This is a genomic window from Salinisphaera sp. Q1T1-3, assembly GCF_003602005.1.
In the GTDB taxonomy this organism is placed as follows: Bacteria; Pseudomonadota; Gammaproteobacteria; order Nevskiales; family Salinisphaeraceae; genus Salinisphaera.
In genome coordinates, this window is record NZ_QZWD01000017.1 from 15,481 (window position 1) to 36,333 (window position 20,853).

At 64.3% G+C, this 20,853-nt stretch carries 18 protein-coding genes and 1 tRNA gene; 14 read left to right on the forward strand and 5 right to left on the reverse strand.

Annotation, left to right across the window (positions count from 1 at the left end):
- Window positions 1–56: 56 nt before the first annotated feature.
- Entirely contained in the window at window positions 57–2,075 is a 2,019-nt protein-coding gene (gene uvrB / locus D3260_RS14215; RefSeq protein ID WP_120099278.1) for an excinuclease ABC subunit UvrB, read from the reverse strand.
- 199 nt (window positions 2,076–2,274) lie between these two features.
- Here uvrB and D3260_RS14220 point away from each other — a divergent pair.
- Window positions 2,275–2,350 (forward strand) — tRNA-Asn (locus tag D3260_RS14220).
- A 641-nt stretch (window positions 2,351–2,991) separates the two neighbouring features.
- Here D3260_RS14220 and D3260_RS14225 read toward each other — a convergent pair.
- The 3 genes from D3260_RS14225 to D3260_RS14235 all read right to left on the reverse strand — a co-directional run bounded on the left by D3260_RS14225 (window position 2,992) and on the right by D3260_RS14235 (window position 6,537).
- Complete coding sequence (locus D3260_RS14225; protein ID WP_233544089.1) at window positions 2,992–3,534, reverse strand: DUF2845 domain-containing protein; 543 nt, start codon at window positions 3,532–3,534, stop codon at window positions 2,992–2,994.
- A gap of 54 nt (window positions 3,535–3,588) precedes the next feature.
- Window positions 3,589–4,353: a general secretion pathway protein GspB gene (locus D3260_RS14230; protein WP_158583549.1), complete on the reverse strand. Its 765-nt coding sequence runs from the start codon at window positions 4,351–4,353 to the stop codon at window positions 3,589–3,591.
- 234 nt (window positions 4,354–4,587) lie between these two features.
- Window positions 4,588–6,537 carry an ExeA family protein gene (locus tag D3260_RS14235; RefSeq protein ID WP_233544090.1) on the reverse strand — a complete coding sequence of 650 codons (1,950 nt, stop codon included), beginning with the start codon at window positions 6,535–6,537 and terminating at the stop codon, window positions 4,588–4,590.
- 63 nt (window positions 6,538–6,600) lie between these two features.
- On the opposite strand from D3260_RS14235, the gene gspC reads away from it, so the two are divergent.
- The 13 genes from gspC (at window position 6,601) to D3260_RS14300 (ending at window position 19,899) form a co-directional block, all read left to right on the forward strand.
- A complete protein-coding gene (gene gspC, locus D3260_RS14240) occupies window positions 6,601–7,530 on the forward strand; it encodes a type II secretion system protein GspC (RefSeq protein ID WP_120099282.1) in 930 nt (309 codons plus the stop codon).
- A complete protein-coding gene (gspD, locus tag D3260_RS14245) occupies window positions 7,527–9,734 on the forward strand; it encodes a type II secretion system secretin GspD (RefSeq protein WP_120099283.1) in 2,208 nt (735 codons plus the stop codon). Before gspC ends, gspD begins: the two co-directional genes overlap by 4 nt.
- 36 nt (window positions 9,735–9,770) lie before the next feature.
- The gene (gene gspE / locus D3260_RS14250; RefSeq protein WP_120099284.1) at window positions 9,771–11,339 is read left to right on the forward strand and encodes a type II secretion system ATPase GspE; all 1,569 of its coding nucleotides are present in this window, start codon (window positions 9,771–9,773) and stop codon (window positions 11,337–11,339) included.
- A 71-nt stretch (window positions 11,340–11,410) separates the two neighbouring features.
- Entirely contained in the window at window positions 11,411–12,631 is a 1,221-nt protein-coding gene (gspF, locus tag D3260_RS14255) for a type II secretion system inner membrane protein GspF (protein WP_120099285.1), read from the forward strand.
- Between the two features lie 20 nt (window positions 12,632–12,651).
- Window positions 12,652–13,116 carry a type II secretion system major pseudopilin GspG gene (gene gspG, locus D3260_RS14260; RefSeq protein WP_120099321.1) on the forward strand — a complete coding sequence of 155 codons (465 nt, stop codon included), beginning with the start codon at window positions 12,652–12,654 and terminating at the stop codon, window positions 13,114–13,116.
- Window positions 13,117–13,130: 14 nt separating this feature from the next.
- Window positions 13,131–13,766: a type II secretion system minor pseudopilin GspH gene (gene gspH / locus D3260_RS14265; protein WP_158583550.1), complete on the forward strand. Its 636-nt coding sequence runs from the start codon at window positions 13,131–13,133 to the stop codon at window positions 13,764–13,766.
- Complete coding sequence (gene gspI / locus D3260_RS14270) at window positions 13,763–14,218, forward strand: type II secretion system minor pseudopilin GspI (protein ID WP_120099287.1); 456 nt, start codon at window positions 13,763–13,765, stop codon at window positions 14,216–14,218. Before gspH ends, gspI begins: the two co-directional genes overlap by 4 nt.
- Window positions 14,215–14,889: a type II secretion system minor pseudopilin GspJ gene (gspJ, locus tag D3260_RS14275; protein WP_120099288.1), complete on the forward strand. Its 675-nt coding sequence runs from the start codon at window positions 14,215–14,217 to the stop codon at window positions 14,887–14,889. Before gspI ends, gspJ begins: the two co-directional genes overlap by 4 nt.
- Window positions 14,886–15,827: a type II secretion system minor pseudopilin GspK gene (gene gspK, locus D3260_RS14280; protein ID WP_233544091.1), complete on the forward strand. Its 942-nt coding sequence runs from the start codon at window positions 14,886–14,888 to the stop codon at window positions 15,825–15,827. The genes gspJ and gspK overlap by 4 nt, the downstream gene beginning before the upstream one ends.
- Window positions 15,828–15,999: 172 nt before the next feature.
- Complete coding sequence (gene gspL, locus D3260_RS14285) at window positions 16,000–17,208, forward strand: type II secretion system protein GspL (protein WP_233544092.1); 1,209 nt, start codon at window positions 16,000–16,002, stop codon at window positions 17,206–17,208.
- Window positions 17,205–17,708, forward strand: coding sequence for a type II secretion system protein GspM (gspM, locus tag D3260_RS14290; protein WP_120099289.1), 504 nt, complete (start codon window positions 17,205–17,207; stop codon window positions 17,706–17,708). Before gspL ends, gspM begins: the two co-directional genes overlap by 4 nt.
- Entirely contained in the window at window positions 17,705–18,463 is a 759-nt protein-coding gene (locus D3260_RS14295; RefSeq protein ID WP_120099290.1) for a type II secretion system protein N, read from the forward strand. The genes gspM and D3260_RS14295 overlap by 4 nt, the downstream gene beginning before the upstream one ends.
- Window positions 18,460–19,899, forward strand: coding sequence for a Na+/proline symporter (locus tag D3260_RS14300; RefSeq protein WP_120099291.1), 1,440 nt, complete (start codon window positions 18,460–18,462; stop codon window positions 19,897–19,899). The genes D3260_RS14295 and D3260_RS14300 overlap by 4 nt, the downstream gene beginning before the upstream one ends.
- An 87-nt stretch (window positions 19,900–19,986) precedes the next feature.
- On the opposite strand, the gene D3260_RS14305 is transcribed toward D3260_RS14300, so the two are convergent.
- A complete protein-coding gene (locus D3260_RS14305; protein WP_158583551.1) occupies window positions 19,987–20,496 on the reverse strand; it encodes a GNAT family N-acetyltransferase in 510 nt (169 codons plus the stop codon).
- Window positions 20,497–20,853: the final 357 nt, after the last annotated feature.

Below are 20,853 nucleotides of genomic sequence, written 5' to 3' on the forward strand. Positions count from 1 at the left end.
TGGCGCCGCTGGCGCCGGCTGACTGTGCTGCGACAACGTGCCGGTGACAATCCGGTTCAGCCGGCCTTCGCCGGCAGCTCAAGGGCGTGCTCGCGAATCTTGCCGATCTGATCGCGAATCTTGCCCGCCTCCTCGAACTCGAGATTCTCGGCGTGCTTGAACATCTGTTTCTCGAGCTTTTCGATCTCCTTGGCCAGCTGCGTCGCCGACATCTTCGCGTAGTCGGCGCCGACCTCGGCGACCTTCTTCTTCTCCTTGACCTCGCTGTAGTCCTCGTACCCGTGGCGCATCACATCCGCGACCTTCTTCTGAATGGTCTGCGGCGTGATGCCGTGCGTCTCGTTGTGGGCCAGCTGCTTGGCCCGGCGCCGCTCGGTTTCGTCGAGCGCCTTGCGCATCGAGCCGGTCGTCTGGTTGGCATACAGGATCGCCCGACCCTCGACGTTGCGCGCCGCGCGCCCGATGGTCTGGATCAACGAGCGCTCGCCACGCAGAAAACCCTCCTTGTCGGCATCCAGAATGGCGACCAGCCCCACCTCGGGGATATCCAGCCCCTCCCGCAGCAGATTGATCCCGACCAGCACATCGAATTCCCCGAGCCGCAGATCACGAATGATCTCGCTGCGCTCGACGGTATCGATATCCGAATGCAGATACCGCACCGCCACACCGGCCTCGTGCAGATACTCGGTCAGATCCTCCGCCATGCGCTTGGTCAGCGTGGTCACGAGCGTGCGCTGGCCCTTGGCGATGACCTCGCGGATCTCCGACAACACATCGTCGACCTGGGTATCGGCCCCGCGCACCTCGACCGCGGGATCGACCAGACCGGTCGGTCGCACCACCTGTTCGACCGTGTTGTCGGCGCGCTCGATCTCGTATGCCCCTGGTGTGGCCGAGACATAGATCCGCTGTGGCGCGATGTTCTCGAACTCCTCGAACTTCAGGGGCCGGTTGTCCAAGGCCGACGGCAGACGGAAACCGTATTCGACCAGCGTCTCCTTGCGTGCCCGGTCGCCCTTGTACATCCCGCCGATCTGCGGAACGGTGACGTGCGACTCGTCGAGCACCATCAGCGCATCATCGGGCAGATAATCGAGTAGACACGGCGGCGGCTCACCCGGGGCCCGGCCCGACAGGTAGCGTGAATAGTTCTCGATACCGGAACAGAACCCGATCTCGTTGATCATCTCGAGATCGAACATGGTGCGCTGCTCGATGCGCTGGGCCTCGATCAGCTTGTTCTGCGATTCGAAATACTTGACCCGTTCACGCATCTCCTCCTTGATCTGATCCATCGCATCGAGAATGCGATTACGCGGCGTCACATAGTGCGTCTTGGGGTAGATCGTCAGCCGCGGCACCTTCTGGCTGACCGTGCCGGTCAACGGATCGAAATAGGACAGCCGCTCGATCTCGTCGTCGAACAGCTCGATGCGCACGGCCTCCTCATCGGATTCGGCCGGGAACACATCGATGATCTCGCCACGCACACGATAGGTCCCGCGCTCCAGCGTCATGTCGTTACGGGTGTACTGCAACTCGGTCAGACGTTTGACGATATCGCGCTGGCCGATCTGCTCACCCTGGTCCAGGTGCAGCATCATCGCGAAATACGAACTCGGATCACCGAGACCGTAGATCGCCGAGACCGAGGCCACGACGATCGTGTCCCGACGTTCGATCAGCGCCTTGGTCGCCGACAGCCGCATCTGCTCGATGTGTTCGTTCATCGACGAATCCTTCTCGATGAAGGTATCCGACGACGGCACGTAGGCCTCCGGCTGATAATAGTCGTAATAGGAGACGAAATATTCCACCGCGTTATCCGGGAAAAATTCCTTCATCTCGCCGTAGAGCTGGGCAGCCAATGTCTTGTTCGGCGCCATGATCAGCATGGGCCGATTGGCTTTCATGGCCACATTGGCCATCGTGAACGTCTTGCCGGAACCGGTCACACCGAGAAGTACCTGATGCGCCAGGCCGTCGCCGAGCCCTTCGACCAGCCCCTCGATCGCGGTGGGCTGGTCGCCGGCCGGCGACCAGTCGGCTTTGAGCTGCAGTGTCTTATCCATACCGTTCAACCTTGGCGCGCGCGCGCCGAATACAAGCCCGGGATCCGTCCAGCACTGGAATCCCTTCCGACTACGCCCAACCCGGGCGACCCGACGCACCGTCGACAAGTCGCTTTCAAATCAAGGGTTGCCAAGTCCGAATCCTTGCCCTAGGATACGCGGCCTTCGTTAGGGAAACGACGAAGACGACACAAACAGTTCCCCGGTAGCTCAGTTGGTAGAGCGGGTGACTGTTAATCACTAGGTCGGCGGTTCGAGCCCGTCCCGGGGAGCCATCCAAAGGCTCTTTTTATGACAACTGTTTGCGTCGAAGACTCAATGACCGGCCGCGCGCCGGTTTTTTTGTGCCCGATCGATGTAGCGCCCCCACGGCCTGTCAACGCTGTTCGCGCGGGTCGTCTTGCTGCCCCAAATGGTGATCCGGCAAGGCGCATCGCGCCGGCCTTGGTCATGCCAGGGCCAAATTGCGCCATCTGAAGAGCCCGGGGTCGTCCTGCAATCCGACGTTGCCGCGCGCTTACGCGGTCGGGCCAGCCATGCTCACCATGCCCTGTCTTGTCGCCGCCTGGCCGCGGTTGCCACGGTCTATCTCGTGACGATGCGCTCTAGGGCCGGTTGATGTTTCGTGCGAGTCCGCGCCAAGCGCGCCCTGACATTGACGATGGGCGGCAAGACGAGGCGTAGTGCGCGCCGTGCAGTCATTCTGCACCCGCGGGCGACAACGCTGTATTGCCGTCGTGTTCTTGATTTTGGGGCGCTTGTCCCGAAGGGTTGGGTCGCCCATGAAAAATCGACGATGGGCGCCCGGCGGCGTTGCGAGCCTGGATCGCGGCACACCACGATCGGCGACTCGCGCCTTGCCGGACACACGGCGGCCTCTCGACGAAAAGGCGCTCGAACGAAATCTCAACAGGCCCTAGCGATCGAAGCCACGCTTGCCGCGCGCCACATCCGTCACCCGGGCATTGTCCATCGTCACATACCGGATGAATCGGTTGTCACCGAAGTTGTAAGTCCAGCGCTCGCGGAAGACCAGCGGACCGCGGCGCCCGGATCGATGAATGCGATACCCCAGGCCGTCCAGACGCGATGAGAGGACATACCATCCGGTATTCGAGATCGGCGGCCCGCAGGCATTGAGCAGTCGATACTTGCTCAACCCCGGGTGGATCAGCCCCGGCTCGCAGGAACCGCTGGGCGGAAACCGCCCGTCTGTATTGAAACCGTAGCCACCCGTACCGATGTCGACGACTCGATCGCCGCGAAACAGGATGACCTGGATGAGCTGCTGCGGCCCACTGTTGTAGGTCCACTCCATGAGCGGTGGCCCGAGTGCGCCGTTGCCGATCCACGGATCGCGAAAATCCGGCGCACCGCAGATATGCGCGACGCGCGCCGTGCTGTCGCCTAACGTCACGAGCTGACGGCCACAGCGCAAGGTCTGGCTCGTCGCCGACATGCTTGCGACCGCAATCAACAAGCCGACGCCGATAACGACGATGCATCGCATGGTTCAACCCGGGCCCGCAACCCGATAACGCTGTCCCTGAAAATTGAGAATGGCCCCACTCGGTTCGATCTGTTCGACCGCCGGGCCGGCCTTCAATCGCTCTCCCTCGTGATAACGGCGACCGTCGACGAGAATGAAACTGCGTCCGGGCACCGAACTGTAGAGCTGACCGTTGATCCGGACGGCCGGCACGGAGACATCGGCCTGCATCGGCACGGAATCATCGTCCGAGGCAGCCGAGTAATCCGCGTCGGGCGCCGCCGTCGCGGCAGCGGCCGTCTCGGCGGGCGGGGCCGCATCACCGGTCAATGGAACACGTGAGTAGCGCACCGACCCGTCACCATCTGACGCGGGCTGGGCCGACGTGGCGCCCGACGTCGAGGTGCTGTTCCGTCCGGATAGCGGCGCCGATCGTGTCACCGACATGGCAGCGGCGTCCGGCGCATCGTGCGACTCGGGTGCCACGCGGTCGCGTGGCTGCAACGCTGCCTGTGCCAGGGCCATGGTGTCTGCATCATTGTGCCTGGCCTGTGCCTGAGCCGGCGCGGCCGTCGCAGAGGACGCCGCTTCACCGGCCGGTTGCGGCCGCAGTGCATAGACCACCAGCCCGACGTTGCTGGCCACGAGGGCCGCGATCAGCCAGCGCCATGCCCCGCTCGTGCCGCGCCGTCCGTATGTCGCCGCGGTCGCGGCCCGATGCAGATCGCCGGCCTGACCGGCATGACGCTCGCGCTCGGCTTTTTTCAGTGCATCAACGAGGTAGGACACCGAACCCCCTGTGCTCGCAACGCCACGCCATCGGCACGCAGCAAGAATCGATCCCGGTCCTCCGGCCTGTGCCGTTCTGCCCCGGGCGGACGCCCGGCGACCGCGGCGCGACACGCCTCGACCGGGCCGCCGGGCTTCGGTATCCGCGCCGGTGGCCCCGACTCGCCGGACGGGCATGCATCATCGGCGAAACGCGGCGCGGCAACAACACAGCGTCCGACACGCCTTGATGTTTCATCGATCATTCGCAGCGCGCGGAACCCCGAGCTGCGGTGTTCCAGGCGAGCGCATTGCGCCGTTGAGCATCATCTGGGTCCGTGGCCCGGCGATACCGTCGGGATCGAGACCACGCGTCCGCTGGAACGCCTTGAGCCGATCGCCGAGCGCGGCGTCATAGATTGGCGATGGCTTGCCGGCGCGATTGTCCGAATTCTCACCGTCGATCGCATCGAGACGCTGCCGCAGCCATACCACGGCCTGGCCGACGGATCCCGGTTGGATGAGCCGAACGCCGGCATCCGCACGCCAGATCACGCGGAACCGGCCATCCCATTGTTGCTCCAGCGTGGCGAGCGACACGTCACGCGTGCCGTTGGCGCCGACGAGCGTGGCTTTCCGATCATCGAGCGCGGTCAGCAGCAACGAGCGTTTTTCCCCGTCGGTCTCGAATTCGAGCAGGGCCGGGCGATTGTAGCGCCGCACCACGTCCAGGGTGTCCTTGTCGGCAAGACAGCGCAGATCGCCCACCCGCAAGACCTGACAGCCGGCGTGCACCTGAGAACCGAACACGCCCCACAGACGCAGCATCTGGTTCATGTCGGCATTGCCGCCGGGCAGCGTCGCGCTCAGCGCCGTCTGGCTGCCATTGCGGCTGCGCGTGATATCGGTCGCATTCCTTGCCGTATTCCCGTCGCGATCGACTTCGGTCGGCGCCTGTGCGTCAGTGGCGTTCTTGTCACCATCATCGGCGCCGCCACTGTCTCCGGCGGCGGTCTGGATCTTCGGCGTGTCGAAATCACCAGCGGTTGCAGTACGCTCATGACCGCCGAGCAATCCGGCCAGCAGATCGCGGCTCGACTCGACAATCGGCTTGTCCGAATCGGTTTTCCTTTCCGGCGCCGAGGCCTCCGGGGTCTTTTCGGCCGCTCCCGTTTGTTCGCTTTGCTCGCCGCTGGGCGTGCCTTCAGCCGCGTTCGTCAACGGGATGTCCGGCAGCCAGGCGAGTGCGACGACGACTGCGGCAGCTGCCATCGCCCCGGTCGGCAGTGCCAGCCGCCACCAGCGCCACGGACGGGGCATGGCATATCGCGGCAGGCTCTCCGCGGCAGCGCGCAGCACCGTCCAGGTGCCGACGTGCGAACGACCATAGGCATACGCCCCCATGAGCGCGCGCTCGCAGACCATGTTGATCAGCCGCGGCACGCCGCCAGTCACCAGCCGCAACGCAGTGGTCGCCCCACGGGAGAACAGATGCTGCGGTCCGTTGGCACACTCCAGGCGGTGCTGGACATAGGCCCGCGTCTCGGCCTGCCCCAGCGGACGCAGCACGAATCGCGCGGTAATGCGCTGGGCGAGCTGACGCAGGTCGTGTCGCGCGAGCAGCGTCCCCAGTTCCGGCTGGCCGACAAGGATGATCCGCAGTAACTTGTGTTTGTGCGTCTCCAGGTTGGTCAGCAGGCGCAGCTGCTCAAGCACGTCGCGCGACAGATTTTGTGCCTCGTCGACGATGAGCACCGTGCGTCGGTTGTTGGCATGCGTGGCCAGCAGATGCGCGTTGAGTCGGTCGACCAGCGATTTCAGACTGGTATCGACATCCCGTTTGGGCTCGACACCCAGCTCGTCACAGATCGTGGCCACGAACTCGCGGACCTCGAGCTGTGGATTCCAGCACAGCGCAATGTCGAGATCGGCCGGATCGCTGTCGGCCACCGCCCGGATGAGCGTCGTCTTGCCGGTGCCGACTTCGCCGATCAGCGAGACGAAACCGCCGTCCTCCCCCGCGCCGTAGAGCAGATGCGCAAGCGCCTCGCGATGGCTCGCGCTCAGATACAGGAACGCCGGATCGGGCGTGACAGCGAAGGGATGACTTTCGAAGCCGAAATACCGCAGATACATCCGGTCTAGATTGGCGCCGATATTCGCGCGTAGTCTACGCGCCCCTTGGAGCGCGGCAAACACGACCATCGATGCGGCTTGCCACTTTCGGATACATCCTAATGAAGCATGAGGTTAGGTAGACTCCCCCCCATGTCGATCGAATTGTCTCCGCAAGCCCAGCGCTGGCTCGCGCGCTTGCCCGATATCGCCAACGTAGTGCTGATCGCATTGCTGGCGTTGTCACTCGCGCACCTGTTCTGGCTGGTGTGGCCGCAAAGCGTGCCGGAAGCCATCGCACCGGCGGATGCCAGCAGCAATTCGCGGGCAGCCAACGAAAACAAGATCGATGTCGAGGCGATCGCGAGCGCTCATATCTTCGGCGAACAGAAGATCGTCGACGTGGATCTGGAAAAACAGAAGGAACGCAACGCCCCGGAAACCCATCTGAATCTGACGCTCACCGGCATCATCGCCGACAGTCAGGGAAACCAGTCGCGCGCGTTGATCAAGAATCCGCAGAACGAGCAGGACGGGTACCGGGTCGGTCAATCCATCGTCTCCGGAGTGGAACTGCATGCCATCTATCCGGCCAAGGTGATCCTCGACCGGAACGGCCGCTTCGAGACATTGACGCTGGAAAGCGTGAAAAAAGCCCAGTCGCTGACGGGACTGCAGCGCCAGGCCAGTCCGAGCGCGACCGCCCGGTCTTCCCGGGGCCAGGCAGACACCGCGTCGGCCGGTGGCTCGCCGTCCTCGAACGGCGATCTGGGCTCGCAGTTATCGGACGTGCGACGCAAGATCATGGCCGACCCGTCCAGCGCACAGCGTTACATCCGCTTGCAGCCGGAACGGCAAGACGGCAATCTCGTGGGTTACCGGATCTTTCCGGGACAAGATAAGTCCTTGTTTGACAAGGCAGGGTTAAAAAGTGGGGAACTCGTGACCGCGATCAACGGCCAGTCGCTGGACAACCCGGCGGCGTCGCTCAAGATGCTCGGCAACCTGGCGCACGCCAGCAGTGCCACCATCACTGTCCAGGACGGCGGACAGTCCCGCACGGTTCGCGTGGATTTCCAATGAGACGACTGAGCCGTCATATCGCGCCATTCGGTGTTGCAGCCGTATTGGCCGTGTCCTCCCCGCTCCTTCTGGCGCAGACCGGTATATCGAATACGCCGACCGGCGTCAGCAGCGCCGGCGACGATACGTTCACACTCAACCTCAAGAACGCGGACATCACGACGCTGATCGCCACGGTCAGCGAGGTCACCGGGCGCAATTTCGTCGTCGACCCGCGGGTCAAGGGCGATGTGACCGTACTGTCCAACCAGCCGATGACGCCGGCCGAGCTCTACCAGACGTTCCTGTCGGTACTCGACGTTCACGGCTTTGCGGCCGTGCCCTCGGGCGAAGTCACCAAGATCATTCCGCAGATCAATGCCAAGCAGGACGGCGGCTTTGGCGGGGCCAGCCCGATCACCAATGAGAATGTGGTCACCAAGGTCATCCACGTCGACAACGTGCCGGCCGATCAACTGGTGCCGATTCTGCGCCCCCTGGTGCCGCAGTACGGGCATCTGGCGGCGTACTCGGCCTCGAACTCACTGGTCATCTCCGATCGCGAGGCCAACGTCAGCCGCCTGACCCAGATCGTGCACCGGATCGACGCCAACGGCACGTCCAGCGTCGATCAGGTTCATCTCGACAATGCCAACGCCGACGATGTCGCCGAAGCCATCGGCAAGCTTTCCGGTGGCGACCAGAAGAACGGCGCCAGCAGCGTGGTCGCGCTGAACCGCACGAACAGCGTGCTCATCTCCGGCAGCGCCCGCGAACGCGCCAAGCTGCGCCGAGTGATCCAGAACATGGACACCAAATCGCAGGATGCCGGCGATACCGCGGTCATCTATCTCAACTATGCCGATGCCGAAACGCTGGCCCCGGTGCTACAGGCCTATGCCACCGGCCAGAGCTATTCGTCGGGCAGTTCGCGCAACCGCGGCCTGAGCAGCACGGGCGGCGGCTTCGGCAATAGCGACAACAACAGCGGTTTCGGCAACGGCGGCAGCAGCTCCTTCGGCAACAGTGGCCGCATCAACCGCGGCTCGTCCAACGCCGGCGGCAGTGTGCAGGGCATCTCCAGCGGCGGCGGCAGCGACAGCGATGTCGCCGTCATCGCCGAGGCCGGCGCCAATGCGCTGATCATCCATGCCCCAGCGGACAAGATGGGCAAGATCAAGCACATCATTTCCAAGCTGGATATCCGGCGCGGTCAGGTGCTGGTCGAGGGCATCATCGCCGAAATCGGCATCCAGCAGTCCAAACAGCTGGGCGTGAACATCGCCGCGCTCAAGGATGGCGGGCCGGCTGCCGCCAGTATTCTCAACTCCGAGACCCTGAGTTCGATCGGTCAGGCCGCCGCCGACGGCACGCCGCTCAACCTCATCCAGCAGGGGCTGAACGTGGCGCTCGGCAGCACCAACGGCGAGGTCAATTTCGCGCTGCTGATCAACGCCCTGTCGAACAACGTGGATACCAACGTGCTGTCGACGCCGTCGCTGATCACGCGCGACAACGAAGAAGCCCAGATCAAGGTCGGCCAGAAGGTGCCGTTCGTGACCGGCAGCTATACCACCGGCACCAGTGGCGGCGACGGCACCAACCCGTTCCAGACCATCGACCGCGAGGATGTGGGCCTGCAACTGGCCTTCATCCCGCAGATCAGCGCCGGCGATACGATCCAGCTGACCATCGATGAAGAAGTCTCCTCGATCGCACCGAGTGCCCAGCAGACGAGCAATGCCGGCCTGATCACCAACAGCCGCTCGCTTCAGACCGCGGTCGAGGTCCAGAACGGCCAGATCCTGGTGTTGGGCGGGCTGATCGACAACAACCTGCAGGTTACCCACAACCAGGTGCCGGTGCTGGGCGATATCCCGATCCTCGGTGCACTCTTCCGCTATAACGGCGTCGATCGCACGAAACGCAACCTGTTGAATTTCATACGGCCGACCATCCTGCGCGGCGACGGCGAATCGAGCCGCTACAGCGCCGAAAAGTACAAGTACCTGCGCGCGTTGCAGATGGAGCAGTCCCGAAAACGACTGCCGCTCATGAGTAATGAGAAACGGCCGCAACTGCCCCCCATGGAGAACTTCGACAGCGGGGCCAACGCCTCCGCCCGCTTCAATAACAGCGGCGACAACGACCTCGGCCAGCCCCAGCAGTCACTGCCGGCGGGTTCGGATGCATCCAGCGACAAGCGTCGGGGCGATCAATACTGAGCACGGCGATCGAGGCCGATCGCAGGAGAGTCGAGCATGAGTGAGAATGCCGAAGAGCTGACGCTCGAGCCGATCGCGCAACCGGCGGCGCCGCTCGAAACGCCGCCGGCGCACGCTGCCGAAGAGTCCCCGACGCGACTGGAACGCCTGTCCTTTGCCTTCGCCAAGCGCTACGGCGTGATGCTCGGCGACTGGGACGACGCCTCGGTGCGTGTGATCGCTCGCGAGCCGGTCAACGCCTCTGCCCTGCTCGAGGTGCGACGCCACACCCGCCGCCAGCTTCAGGTGGAAACGGTCTCGGCCGCGGCGTTCGAGGCGATACTCCAGAACGACTACGAGAATCGCGACAACGAATCGAGCCAGATCGTCGAGGGCATGGACGACGATCTGGACCTGTCGGATGCCGCCCGTGCTCTCGCCGAGCCGGCCGATCTGCTCGAATCCTCGGACGATGCGCCGATCATCCGGCTGATCAACGCCCTGCTGACCGAGGCCATCAAGGAAAACGCCTCGGACATCCACATCGAGCCGTTCGAGTCACGCCTGACCGTGCGGTTTCGCGTCGACGGCGTACTGCGCGAAGTGCTCAGCCCGCCGCGCCAGCTCGCCCCGCGCCTGATCTCCCGCGTCAAGGTCATGGCCAAGCTGGACATCGCGGAAAAACGCATCCCGCAGGACGGTCGCATCTCGGTCCGGATCGCCGGCCGCCCGGTGGACGTACGTGTCTCGACCATTCCCTCGGGCACCGGCGAGCGCGTCGTGATGCGTCTGCTGGACAAGCAGGCCGGCCGGCTGGATCTGCCGCAGCTCGGCATGCCGGGCGACACGCTGCAGGCCATAGACGAGCTCGTGCACAAGCCACACGGCATCATCCTTGTCACCGGGCCGACCGGCTCGGGCAAGACGACCACGCTCTATGCCGGCATCACGCGCATCAACGATCGCACGCGCAACATCATGACCGTCGAAGACCCGATCGAGTACTATCTGGACGGGATCGGCCAGACGCAAGTCAATTCGAAGGTCGACATGAGTTTCGCGCGTGGCCTGCGTGCGATCCTGCGCCAGGATCCTGACGTGGTCATGATCGGCGAGATCCGTGATCTGGAAACCGCCGAGATCGCGGTCCAGGCATCGCTGACCGGGCATCTCGTACTCTCTACCCTGCACACCAACACGGCCGTGGGCGCGATCGCCCGGCTGCGCGACATGGGCGTGGAGCCGTTTCTGTTGTCGTCCTCGGTGATCGGCATCATGGCCCAGCGCCTGGTGCGCACCCTGTGTCCCGAGTGCAAGATGCCCTATACCGCGGATCGTCGCGAATGCGAGCTGCTCAAGGCCGACCCGGACAATCCGCCGACCCTGCATCGGCCGGGCGGCTGCGAGGGCTGCAATCACAGCGGCTTCCGCGGGCGTACAGGCATCTATGAGCTGGTCGTCGTCGATGACGAACTGCGCAACATGATCCACGAACAGGCCGCCGAACACGCCCTGGAGGCCCAGGCCCGCAAGTCGACGCCCAGCATCCGTGCCGACGGCCGCGCCAACGTGCTTGCCGGCAAGACGACGCTCGAGGAAGTTCTGCGCGTCACGCGCGAGGGTTAGCCACGATGCTGATACCGCCTGCGCATCATTGGCCTGTCTCGTCTTGCATCGCGTCGCTCGGGCCCTGATTCATGGCCGCATTCGAATACACCGCACTCGATGCCCGGGGCCGTCAGAAGAAAGGCGTGCTGGAAGGCGATGCCCCGCGCGTCGTTCGTGCGCAGCTGCGCGAACGCGGGCTGACGCCGATCGAGGTTGTCGAGGTCTCGGATCGTCGTACGCCGGGCGTCAAGAAATCGCCGTTCGCCTTCAATCGCGGCATGAAGGTCATCGAGCTCGCCCTTTTCACCCGGCAGCTCGCCACGCTGGCACACGCAGGCATGCCGATGGAGGAAGCGCTCAAGGCGGTCGCCGAACAGACCGAAAACGATCGGGTGCGTCGCATCATCGCCGGAGTGCGATCGCAGGTCGTCGAAGGCAATACCTTCGCCGATGCGCTCGCCGACTTTCCCAACAGCTTCGATCAGCTCTATCGCGCCACCGCAGCGGCCGGCGAACAGTCCGGCCATCTCGATGAAGTCCTCAACGGCCTGGCCGACTACGTCGAGGAACAACAGGCGCTGCGCCAGAAGATTCTGGCCGCACTGATCTATCCGGCGTTTCTCGTGGTCGTCTCGATCGGCATCGTGATCGCGCTGTTGTCGACGGTGGTGCCGAAGCTGGTCCATACCTTCAACAGCGTTCACGCCAAGCTCCCGACGCTCACGGTCGCGCTGATCTCGATGAGCGATTTTCTACGGGACTGGGGCTGGCTACTCGCGATCGGACTGGCTGCCGCCATAGCGGCCTTCGCATACGGCATGCGTCGACCGGGCTTCAAGCGTCGGTTTCATCATCTGGTCCTGCGACTGCCTCTGATCGGCCGCTTCGCCCGGGGGGTCAATACCGCCCGCTTCACCCGGACGCTGGCCATCCTCACGCGAAGCGGCGTACCGGCCCTGGATGCCATGACGATCGGCGCCGAGGTCGTGACCAACATCCCGATGCGCGAGGCCATCTCGCGGGCAGCCACGCGCGTTCGCGAAGGCGATGCCATTCACCGCGCGCTCGGGCGTGAGGATCTGTTCCCACCGATCACCCTGCACATGATCGCCAACGGTGAGCTGTCCGGCGCACTCGATATGATGCTCGGCCGGGCGGCTGACCACCAGGATCGCGAAGTCGAAACCCTGCGCGAAGGCGTGATGGGCATACTCGGCCCGGCCGTCATTCTGGCGATGGGCGGCGTCGTACTGATGATCGTCCTCGCCATTCTCCTGCCTGTTTTCAATCTCAACCAGTTGGTCCAGTGACCCGATCCGGAGGCTGCCTCATGGCCCGCAGACAACAATCGATTTCCCGCCCGGCCCAGCGCGGCTTCACGCTCATCGAGATCATGGTCGTGGTGGTGATCCTGGGCATTCTGGCGGCCATCGTGGTGCCCAACATCATCGACCGCCCGGACGCTGCACGCGAAGCCAAGGCGCGCCAGGACATCAAGGCCGTGGACTCTGCGCTCAAGCTCTACCGGCTGGACAACTATCGCTATCCCACGACCGAGCAGGGCCTGGCTGCCCTGGTCAACAAACCGACGAGCCAGCCAGAGCCCCGCAACTGGAAATCCGGCGGCTATCTGGACCAGATCCCGACGGATCCGTGGGGTAATGTCTATCATTACCGCAATCCCGGCCAGCACGGCCCGATCGATATCTATACGCTCGGCCGCGACAATCAGGAAGGCGGCAGCGGTCCGGATGCCGATATCGGCAACTGGACAATCGACAGCGACTCGCAGTAGGCCGCGTCGGTTTCGTGCGGAGCGGTTCATCCCGGGCATCGTCTCGATCGACGGCAGGCTTCACGCTGATCGAGATCCTGGTGGTTCTGGTGATCGTCGGCGTCGCGCTCTCCTTCGCCACGCTCTCGATCAACCCGACCGGCGCCGACGACCGTCTGAACGACGAATCCCAGCGCCTGAGCGCGCTCGTGCAGACCGCCGCCGATGAAGCGATTCTGTCAGGCCATACCATCGGCCTGGAAATCGGGCGCGACGGGTATCGCTTCGTCGAGCTCAACGAGGCCGGCTGGAAAACCATTACCGGACCGGATTCACCGCTACGCCCGCGACGTCTGGGCGACGGTATCCATCTGGACCGGTTGAGCCTGGACGGCCAGAACGAATCAGGCCGGCAGGCCAATCGCCAGAGCGGGACGCTGACGCTACCGCCCTCGCCCGTGCCGCCGACGCCGGGCGAGGCGCGGGAACAGGCAGAACAACGCGCCGAGGCACGTCAGGACGACCACCCGCCGTTGCCAGCGGCCCTGTTCTTGTCCAGCGGCGAACTGTTGCCATTCCGGCTCGAACTCTCGGCCGATGACGTCGACCATCGTTTCGATATCGACGGCGCGCCGAACGGCGACATCACCATGCAGCGGATCGAGCGATGAAATCGGCGGCACGCGGGTTCACGCTGATCGAGGTGCTGATCGCGCTGGCCGTGCTGGCGATTGCGCTCGTGGCTTTCGTGTCCGCTGGCGCCCAGAACGCCGACTACGCCACGTATATCCGCGATCGCACGATCGCCCAATGGGTCGCCCGCAACCAGCTCGTGACCTACCAGATCGCCGCGGACTGGCCACGCGTCGGGACCCAGGCCGACGATGTCCGCATGGCCGACCAGACCTGGCACTGGGTCGCCACGATCCAGGCCTCACCGGACCCGCAGGTGCGCCGCGTGGACATCCGTGTCTACACGGTCGATCCCGAAACCGGCCAGCCCGCCGACGATGCCGTCATGTTGTTGAGCGGCTTCCTCACGCAACATCCGAAGGCCGCGTCCAATGAGGATCGTGCCGGCCGCGCCGATAACAACGGCGGCGTCGCGGGGAGCAGGAATTGAGCGCATCGTCTGCATCGCAGCGCGGGTTCACGCTGATCGAACTGCTGATCGCGATCGCGGTCTTCGCCGTCATGGCAGCGATCGCCTACGGCGGGCTGTCCTCGGTCATTGCCAGTCGAGAATCCGTCGATGCAGCGCTGGATCGGTCCAAGCATCTGCAGATGGCGCTCTGGCGGCTGCAGCAGGATATCGAACAGACGGTCGACCGGCCCGTACGAGACCGCTACGGCGATGTGCAACCCGCCGTGCTCGGCAGCCCGCAAACCGGGCTTTACGTGACGCGCGCCGGCTGGCCGAACCCGCTAGGCGAAGCCCGCAGTACGCTGCAACGCGTGCACTACCAGCTCGACGCAGGCGGCCATCTGGTACGCCAATATTTTCGGGTGCTCGACCAGTCCCAGGACAGCGTGCCCGTGTCGAACAACCTGCTGGACGGCGTCAATCAGCTGGAATGGCGCTACCTGGACGACAACGGCCAGTGGCAGGATCGCTGGCCGCCGGACGACCGCCAGAGAAATCCATCGCTCGATGCGGCAAGCGATGACGGAAACAGCGCTCCGGCCGCCAATGCCCGGGCGCTGAAACCACCGGTTGCCATCGAGCTGACGCTGGATACTGCCCAGTGGGGGCGGCTGCGCATGCGCTACATGATCGCCGGGTCCCGACCGTGAACGGCGCCCGACAACGACAATACGGCGTCGCCCTGCTGACGGCCATGCTGATCATGGCCCTGACCGCCATCATCACGACCCGCATGATTGCCGACATGAATCTGGCGCTCCAGCGTTCGGGTAACATCTGGAACGCTCAGCAGGACTGGTGGTACGGCATCGGCATCGAGAACTGGCTCGGCGCCAAGCTCCGCGAGGACGCCCTGCATACGGAAATCGATTCGTTGAACGAGCAATGGGCCCAGCCCGTCGACTATCTTCCGATCGATGGCGGGTCGATCTCGGGACGCATCATCGATCTGCAGGGACGATTCAATCTCAACGATCTGGTCCTTGGCGATGCCGAGGCCACGATGGCCTATTTCAAGCGCTTGATCGTCACCGTGACCGATACCGACCCGGTCACGGCCCAGACGATCGCCCAGTCGACCCGGGACTGGATCGACTCGGATATCCAGGCGACGCGTCCCTACGGTGCCGAAGACAATTATTATCTCGGCCTCGATCCGGCCTATCGCACCGGCAACACGCTGATGACCTCGCCGAGCGAGCTCAGTGCCGTGCGCGGGGTCACGCCGGCAATCTATCGTGCCCTGCTGCCCTATATCGCCACGCTGCCCACGCAGACCGCGATCAACGTCAACACCGCACCGGCGCCCGTCCTGCAGGCCCTGACCGAAAACATGCCACAGAACGCCGGCGCGGATCTCGTCGACGAACGCGCAAAGCGCCCCTGGAAGACGGTCGACGAATTCGACCAGGCCGGGCCGATGGCCGGTCAGCAGCCGGAAGGCATCAATCTGGACATTCGCACGCACTATTTTCTGGTCGCCGGACGAATCACGGTCGGCAACAGCCAGACCCGGTTCTACAGCGTGCTCAACCGCGCCGACAACGGGGCCGTGCACGTCGTTCGTCATGCCACCGATGCGTACTGAGCCGGGCGATCCGGCAACCGGTCACACCGGTGCGTGCCCCGATCACGGCGCGGCCCGCCGACGCCTGCAAACAGATCCGGCCCGTCGCATGGCCCGGACGATCAGTTGCGATAGACTCGACGCCATACCCAAACGCATGGCGCCCAACCGCTCGAACAGGGAGAGATGACGCGTGGCCCAACGGCGGACACTCTATTACGACGGCGAAACCGCGATCTGGCGCGATCCGATGCACGGCATCGTGCGCGGCACGCTCGAAGAGGCCGGGACAGCGTTCGTCGACAACGAAGCCGTGGTGCTCGTCCCGGGCGAAGAAACCCTGCTCACCCGCGTCGCCCTGCCCCCGATCCGACAGCCCAAACGACGGCTGGCCGCAGCGCGCTTCGCCCTGGAGGACCGGTTGGCCGGCCGCATCGAGGCGCTTCATTTTGCCCCGGGCACCGCCGCCAGCGGTCAGGAAACGCCGGTGGCGGTCGTGGACGCGACACGCATGCAGGCCTGGTGCGACGCGTTTGAAACGGCCGGGCTCGATGTCGTACGCGTGCTACCGGATGCCCTGACCCTGCCAGCGCCCGGACCCGAGGCGTGGCAACTCGCGCTGTTCGACGATCGCGTGCTCGTGCGGACCGGTCCGGCGGATGCATTCGCCTGCGAGCGCGATCTCTGGCCGATGCTCGCCGGTGCGCTCGCCCCGCCGGCGACCATCCATATCCATGCCCGTTCGGCCGATGCCATCAACGCCCTGCAGGGCTTCGACGCCATCGAGCCGAAGCCGGAACTGACGCCGCATGCCCATGCCGGTGCCGACGCACTGATCGGGGTTCTACTCGACAATGGCGAGGCTCATCGACATCCCATCAACCTGCGCCAGGGGGATTTCGCACGACAGTCGCAGTTCGAGTCGCGTTGGCGGCCCTTCGTGCTCACTGGCGCGCTGGCCGCGACATGGCTGGTCGTGGCGATCGCCGGCCGGGCCATCGAGACCTGGCAACTCGACAACCGTATCGAGGCCCTGCACCAACAGACGCTGGCGGCCTTTCACGGTGCGTTCCCGGACGTACAGAACATCAACGATCTGCGTGTTCAGGCCGAACAGGGCATACGCAGCCTGCGCGGCGCCGGTGGGGGTGGCGGGCTGTTCGCCATGCTGCAGGCCACGGCGTCCGTAACAGGCGCCACCGATGCCCTGCAGGTCCAGGCCATGCAGTACCGCAATGGCGAGCTCGATCTGTCGATCAACGGCGATAACGTGCAGTCGGTCGAAACGCTGCGGGCCGGTTTCGCCCAGCAACAGGATATCCAGCTCTCGGTACAGAGCGCCGATGCCAGCGCATCCGGCGTGCAGATCCGGGCCTCGCTCACCCAGGGACAGAACTCATGAACGCGTTCAGAGACTGGTTCAACGGGCTCGCCCCGCGCGAGCGCGTGATGGTGTCGGCGGCGGCTGTCGTGGTGCTTCTGGCCCTGTTCTACTACGCGCTGTGGTCGCCGCTGAATACCGCCCTCGAAAACGCTCGCACCGGCGTGACCGCCGAGGCCAACCAGGCACGGTGGATGCTCGGGATTCGCAATGAGGCCGAACTGCTGCGCTCGTCCGGCGCCAACACCCGGCCGGCCGGCGCGAACGACTCGCTGTTGTCGATCATCGATGCCAGCAGCCGTGCCAACCAGCTCGGCACCGCCGTCACGCATATCCAGCCGCAGAATGACGACAAGGCCGTGGTCAGCCTGCAGCAGGCCGGATTCGACCAGATGGTCTTCTGGCTGCAGTCGCTGCAGACCCAGTACGGCATCACCGTTTCGCAAGCCACCATCTCGCGAGAGAGTGACACGCCGGGCCAGGTCGAAGCCCGCCTGACGCTGGTTCGGGGGGCAGCATGAAAGACAGACGCATTCTCTACGGCGTCATTGGGCTCGTCTTCTTTCTGATCGGCATCGTCGCCTATCTGCCGGCAGCCGTGGTCACCGGCTGGCTGGCCGGCGCCACGCCACTGCGCTTCAACGGCGTGACCGGTACCGTATTCAACGGTGAGGCCGCCTATGTCTCGTTGCCCGACGGCGGCATCGATAACGTGAGCTGGCGTATACGGCCGGCCAGCCTGCTGCTCGGACGCGTCACGTCCGATATCAAACTCAGCACCGATCTGGGCAACCTGTCGGCCACTTATACACGGACGCTGCTCGGCTATAATCGAATCGCCGATCTATCGGGCGAGGCAACGCTCGGCTGGGCCGCCCGGCTCGGCGGTTATACCTTCGTGCCGACCTCCGGCCGCCTCGCCGCCGATATCGACCGACTCGACTTCGACGACGACCTGGACATCACGACACTGGCCGGGCACGTGAACATCACCAACACCCGTTACGAGCTGCTCAATCCCGCGCTCGCGCTCGGCCGGTTCGATGTCGATCTGGCCAGCATGGACGATAACGGCATACGGGCGACCATCACCGACAGCCGCGGCCCCCTGGCGCTGACCGGACACGCCGACGTGACGGCCAATCAGCGATATCAACTGGACGTGCGTCTACGGGCGCGCGCCGGCGCCGACGACCGGCTCAAGCGCGTTCTTTCGCAGCTCGGCAAGCCAGGGCCCGACGGCTGGTATGACATCAACGAGCGGGGTCGACTGTGACCGCCAAGTTCCTCACGCTGCACGTGCTGCCATGGGCCCTGCTGCTTGTCTATGCTGTCGTGATTCTCCTGGTCACGAGGCGACGGGCCGGGCCGACCGGTTTCTTCGTCGGCCAGTCCCGCAGCGGTGAAGCGCCGGGCATCATCCTGCTCGGCGCATCCGCGGCCATCTCCTGGGTCATGGCCAAGAGCGTCAACAACGCCATGAACCTGACAGCCGATTTCGGTTGGTTGGGTGGCGTAGCCTACGCCAGCTACTGGCTCGCATTCGTGGTGGTCGGCATGGCCGTCTACTTCATGCGCACGCGCGGCGGCTTCAGTTCGCTGCCCTCGTTTCTGAAAACGAAATACGGCGCACGCGCCGCGCATCTGTTCCTGATCGTGATCGCGATCCGGCTGTTCAACGAGGTGTGGTCCAACACCAAGGTTGCGGCGCTGTATTTCGGCGCGGAAGGCAGCGAGGGCTACTGGATCGCCGCGGTCGGCCTGACTCTGTTGACGCTCTATTACAGCCTGCGCGGCGGGCTGCGCAGCTCGATCGTGACCGACGGGCTGCAGATGATCATGCTGCTCGTCCTGCTCGTGGTCACGCTGGCCGTGCTCGCGCCCGACGTACTGCAGATCGGGGTACCCAGCGTGGCCAATGGCGCCGTTTCATCCACCATGCGCGCCGGTGGCCTGACATTTCTCGCCCTGGCACTCGTACAAACCCTGTCGTACGGATTTCACGACCCGGTGCTCACCGATCGTGCCTTCGTCAATCGACCGGCGGCGATGCTCATCAGCTTCGTGATCGCGGCGTTGCTCGGCGGTCTGTGCATCGTCGGCTTCTCGACCGCGGGACTCTATGCGCTGGCGCACCAGATCGCCCCGACGCCCTCGGTGGCCGTGGCCGTACCAGCAGCCGTCGGTCTGGGCATGATGTTGCTCTTCAATGCGGTGATGCTGGCCAGTGCCGGTTCCACGCTGGATTCGGTGATGACGTCCACGGCGAAATTCAGCGCCCGCGACTGGCCGATGGCCGAGGGCGCACCGACGATCTACCAGCAGGCCGCCGGCCGACGGGCGATGTGGGTCATCGCGATCATCGGCAACCTGCCCCTGCTGGCCATCTATATCAATGGCGTCGGCCCAGCCGTCATCGCCGCGACCACGATCAGCGGCACGGCGATCATGGGGCTGGCGCCGATCTTCCTGCTCGGCTGGCTCAAGCCCGCCGGCAAGCTGTCGTTCCATCTCGCGCTCTGGCCGGGCGTGGCCATCGGCGTGCTGCTGGCACTGCAGGACATCGTGCAATTACCGACGATTCCGGGATTCGTGGCCATCGGCACCGGCGCATATGCACAGACACTCGGCATCAACGTCTACGGCGTGATCCTGTGCAGCGTGCTTTTCGTTGCCGGGGCATTCATCAAACCGCGCCGCGGCCTGCTGTAAAAGGCACGGCGCCCCCGCGGCATTCGGCATCATGGCCGCGCGCCACGCCGCCACGTCGGTCGAAAACGCCGCCGATCCGTGATCGGGTCAGGGGCTGGCGAAGGTGAAGAAACACATCGGCAGATCGCCGTCGCAGGCCTCGGCCTGCACGTATCGCCCGCCCGTGAGTTCGGCGATCGCCCGTTGCCAGAACGCCTGCGCCGGTCGGTTTTCGTGCATCACCCGAATCTGCCAGCGCCCGGGATGACGAGCCAGACACCCCGCGAGTGCCTGCCTGCCCACGCCCAGACCACGATATCCGCGTAATACGAAAAACTGTTCGATATCGAAGATCGACGGAGATGGTGGATAACGCCTGACCAGAACGAAGCCGGCTATCGCGCGGCCATACCGGATGAAATAAGCCGTGCCACCGGCCGCCCTGAAGTATTGATCCAGCGTGTCGCCATCGAAGACAAACCGCCCTGAGGTGTCGAGTTCCAACGAAACGAAGGCCGACATGTCGTGCAGGTAGAGTTGATACAGATTCGCCAGCGTGCCTCGCTGTCCGGGCACGATAGCCGTCAGCGTGATCGAACCGCGCGGATCAGCGATCACGACGCGATACCCAGGCCTGTCCCGTCTATCGATTGCCACACCACAAACACGCCCCCCGGCCAATACGCCGCAACCGTGATATGCCGCGGCACGACACGCGATGTCCCGCAGCCATCCCATCGCTCACACCAGACGCGCTGACACCCGACGGTAACCGCATATCACGGAAAATTTCGAATAATGCAGCATACAACACATTACACGATGTATAGCGCAGGTCGCATGCAATTCAAGTGTATTCGCCCTGGCGCAACGCGAGAAATGCCCGGCGACAACAATTGCGATATTCGACGCTTCATCTCGTGTCACGGTCCTGCAATTCGTTCCGAGCCCGTTTACGGAAACGAAAAAGATTGA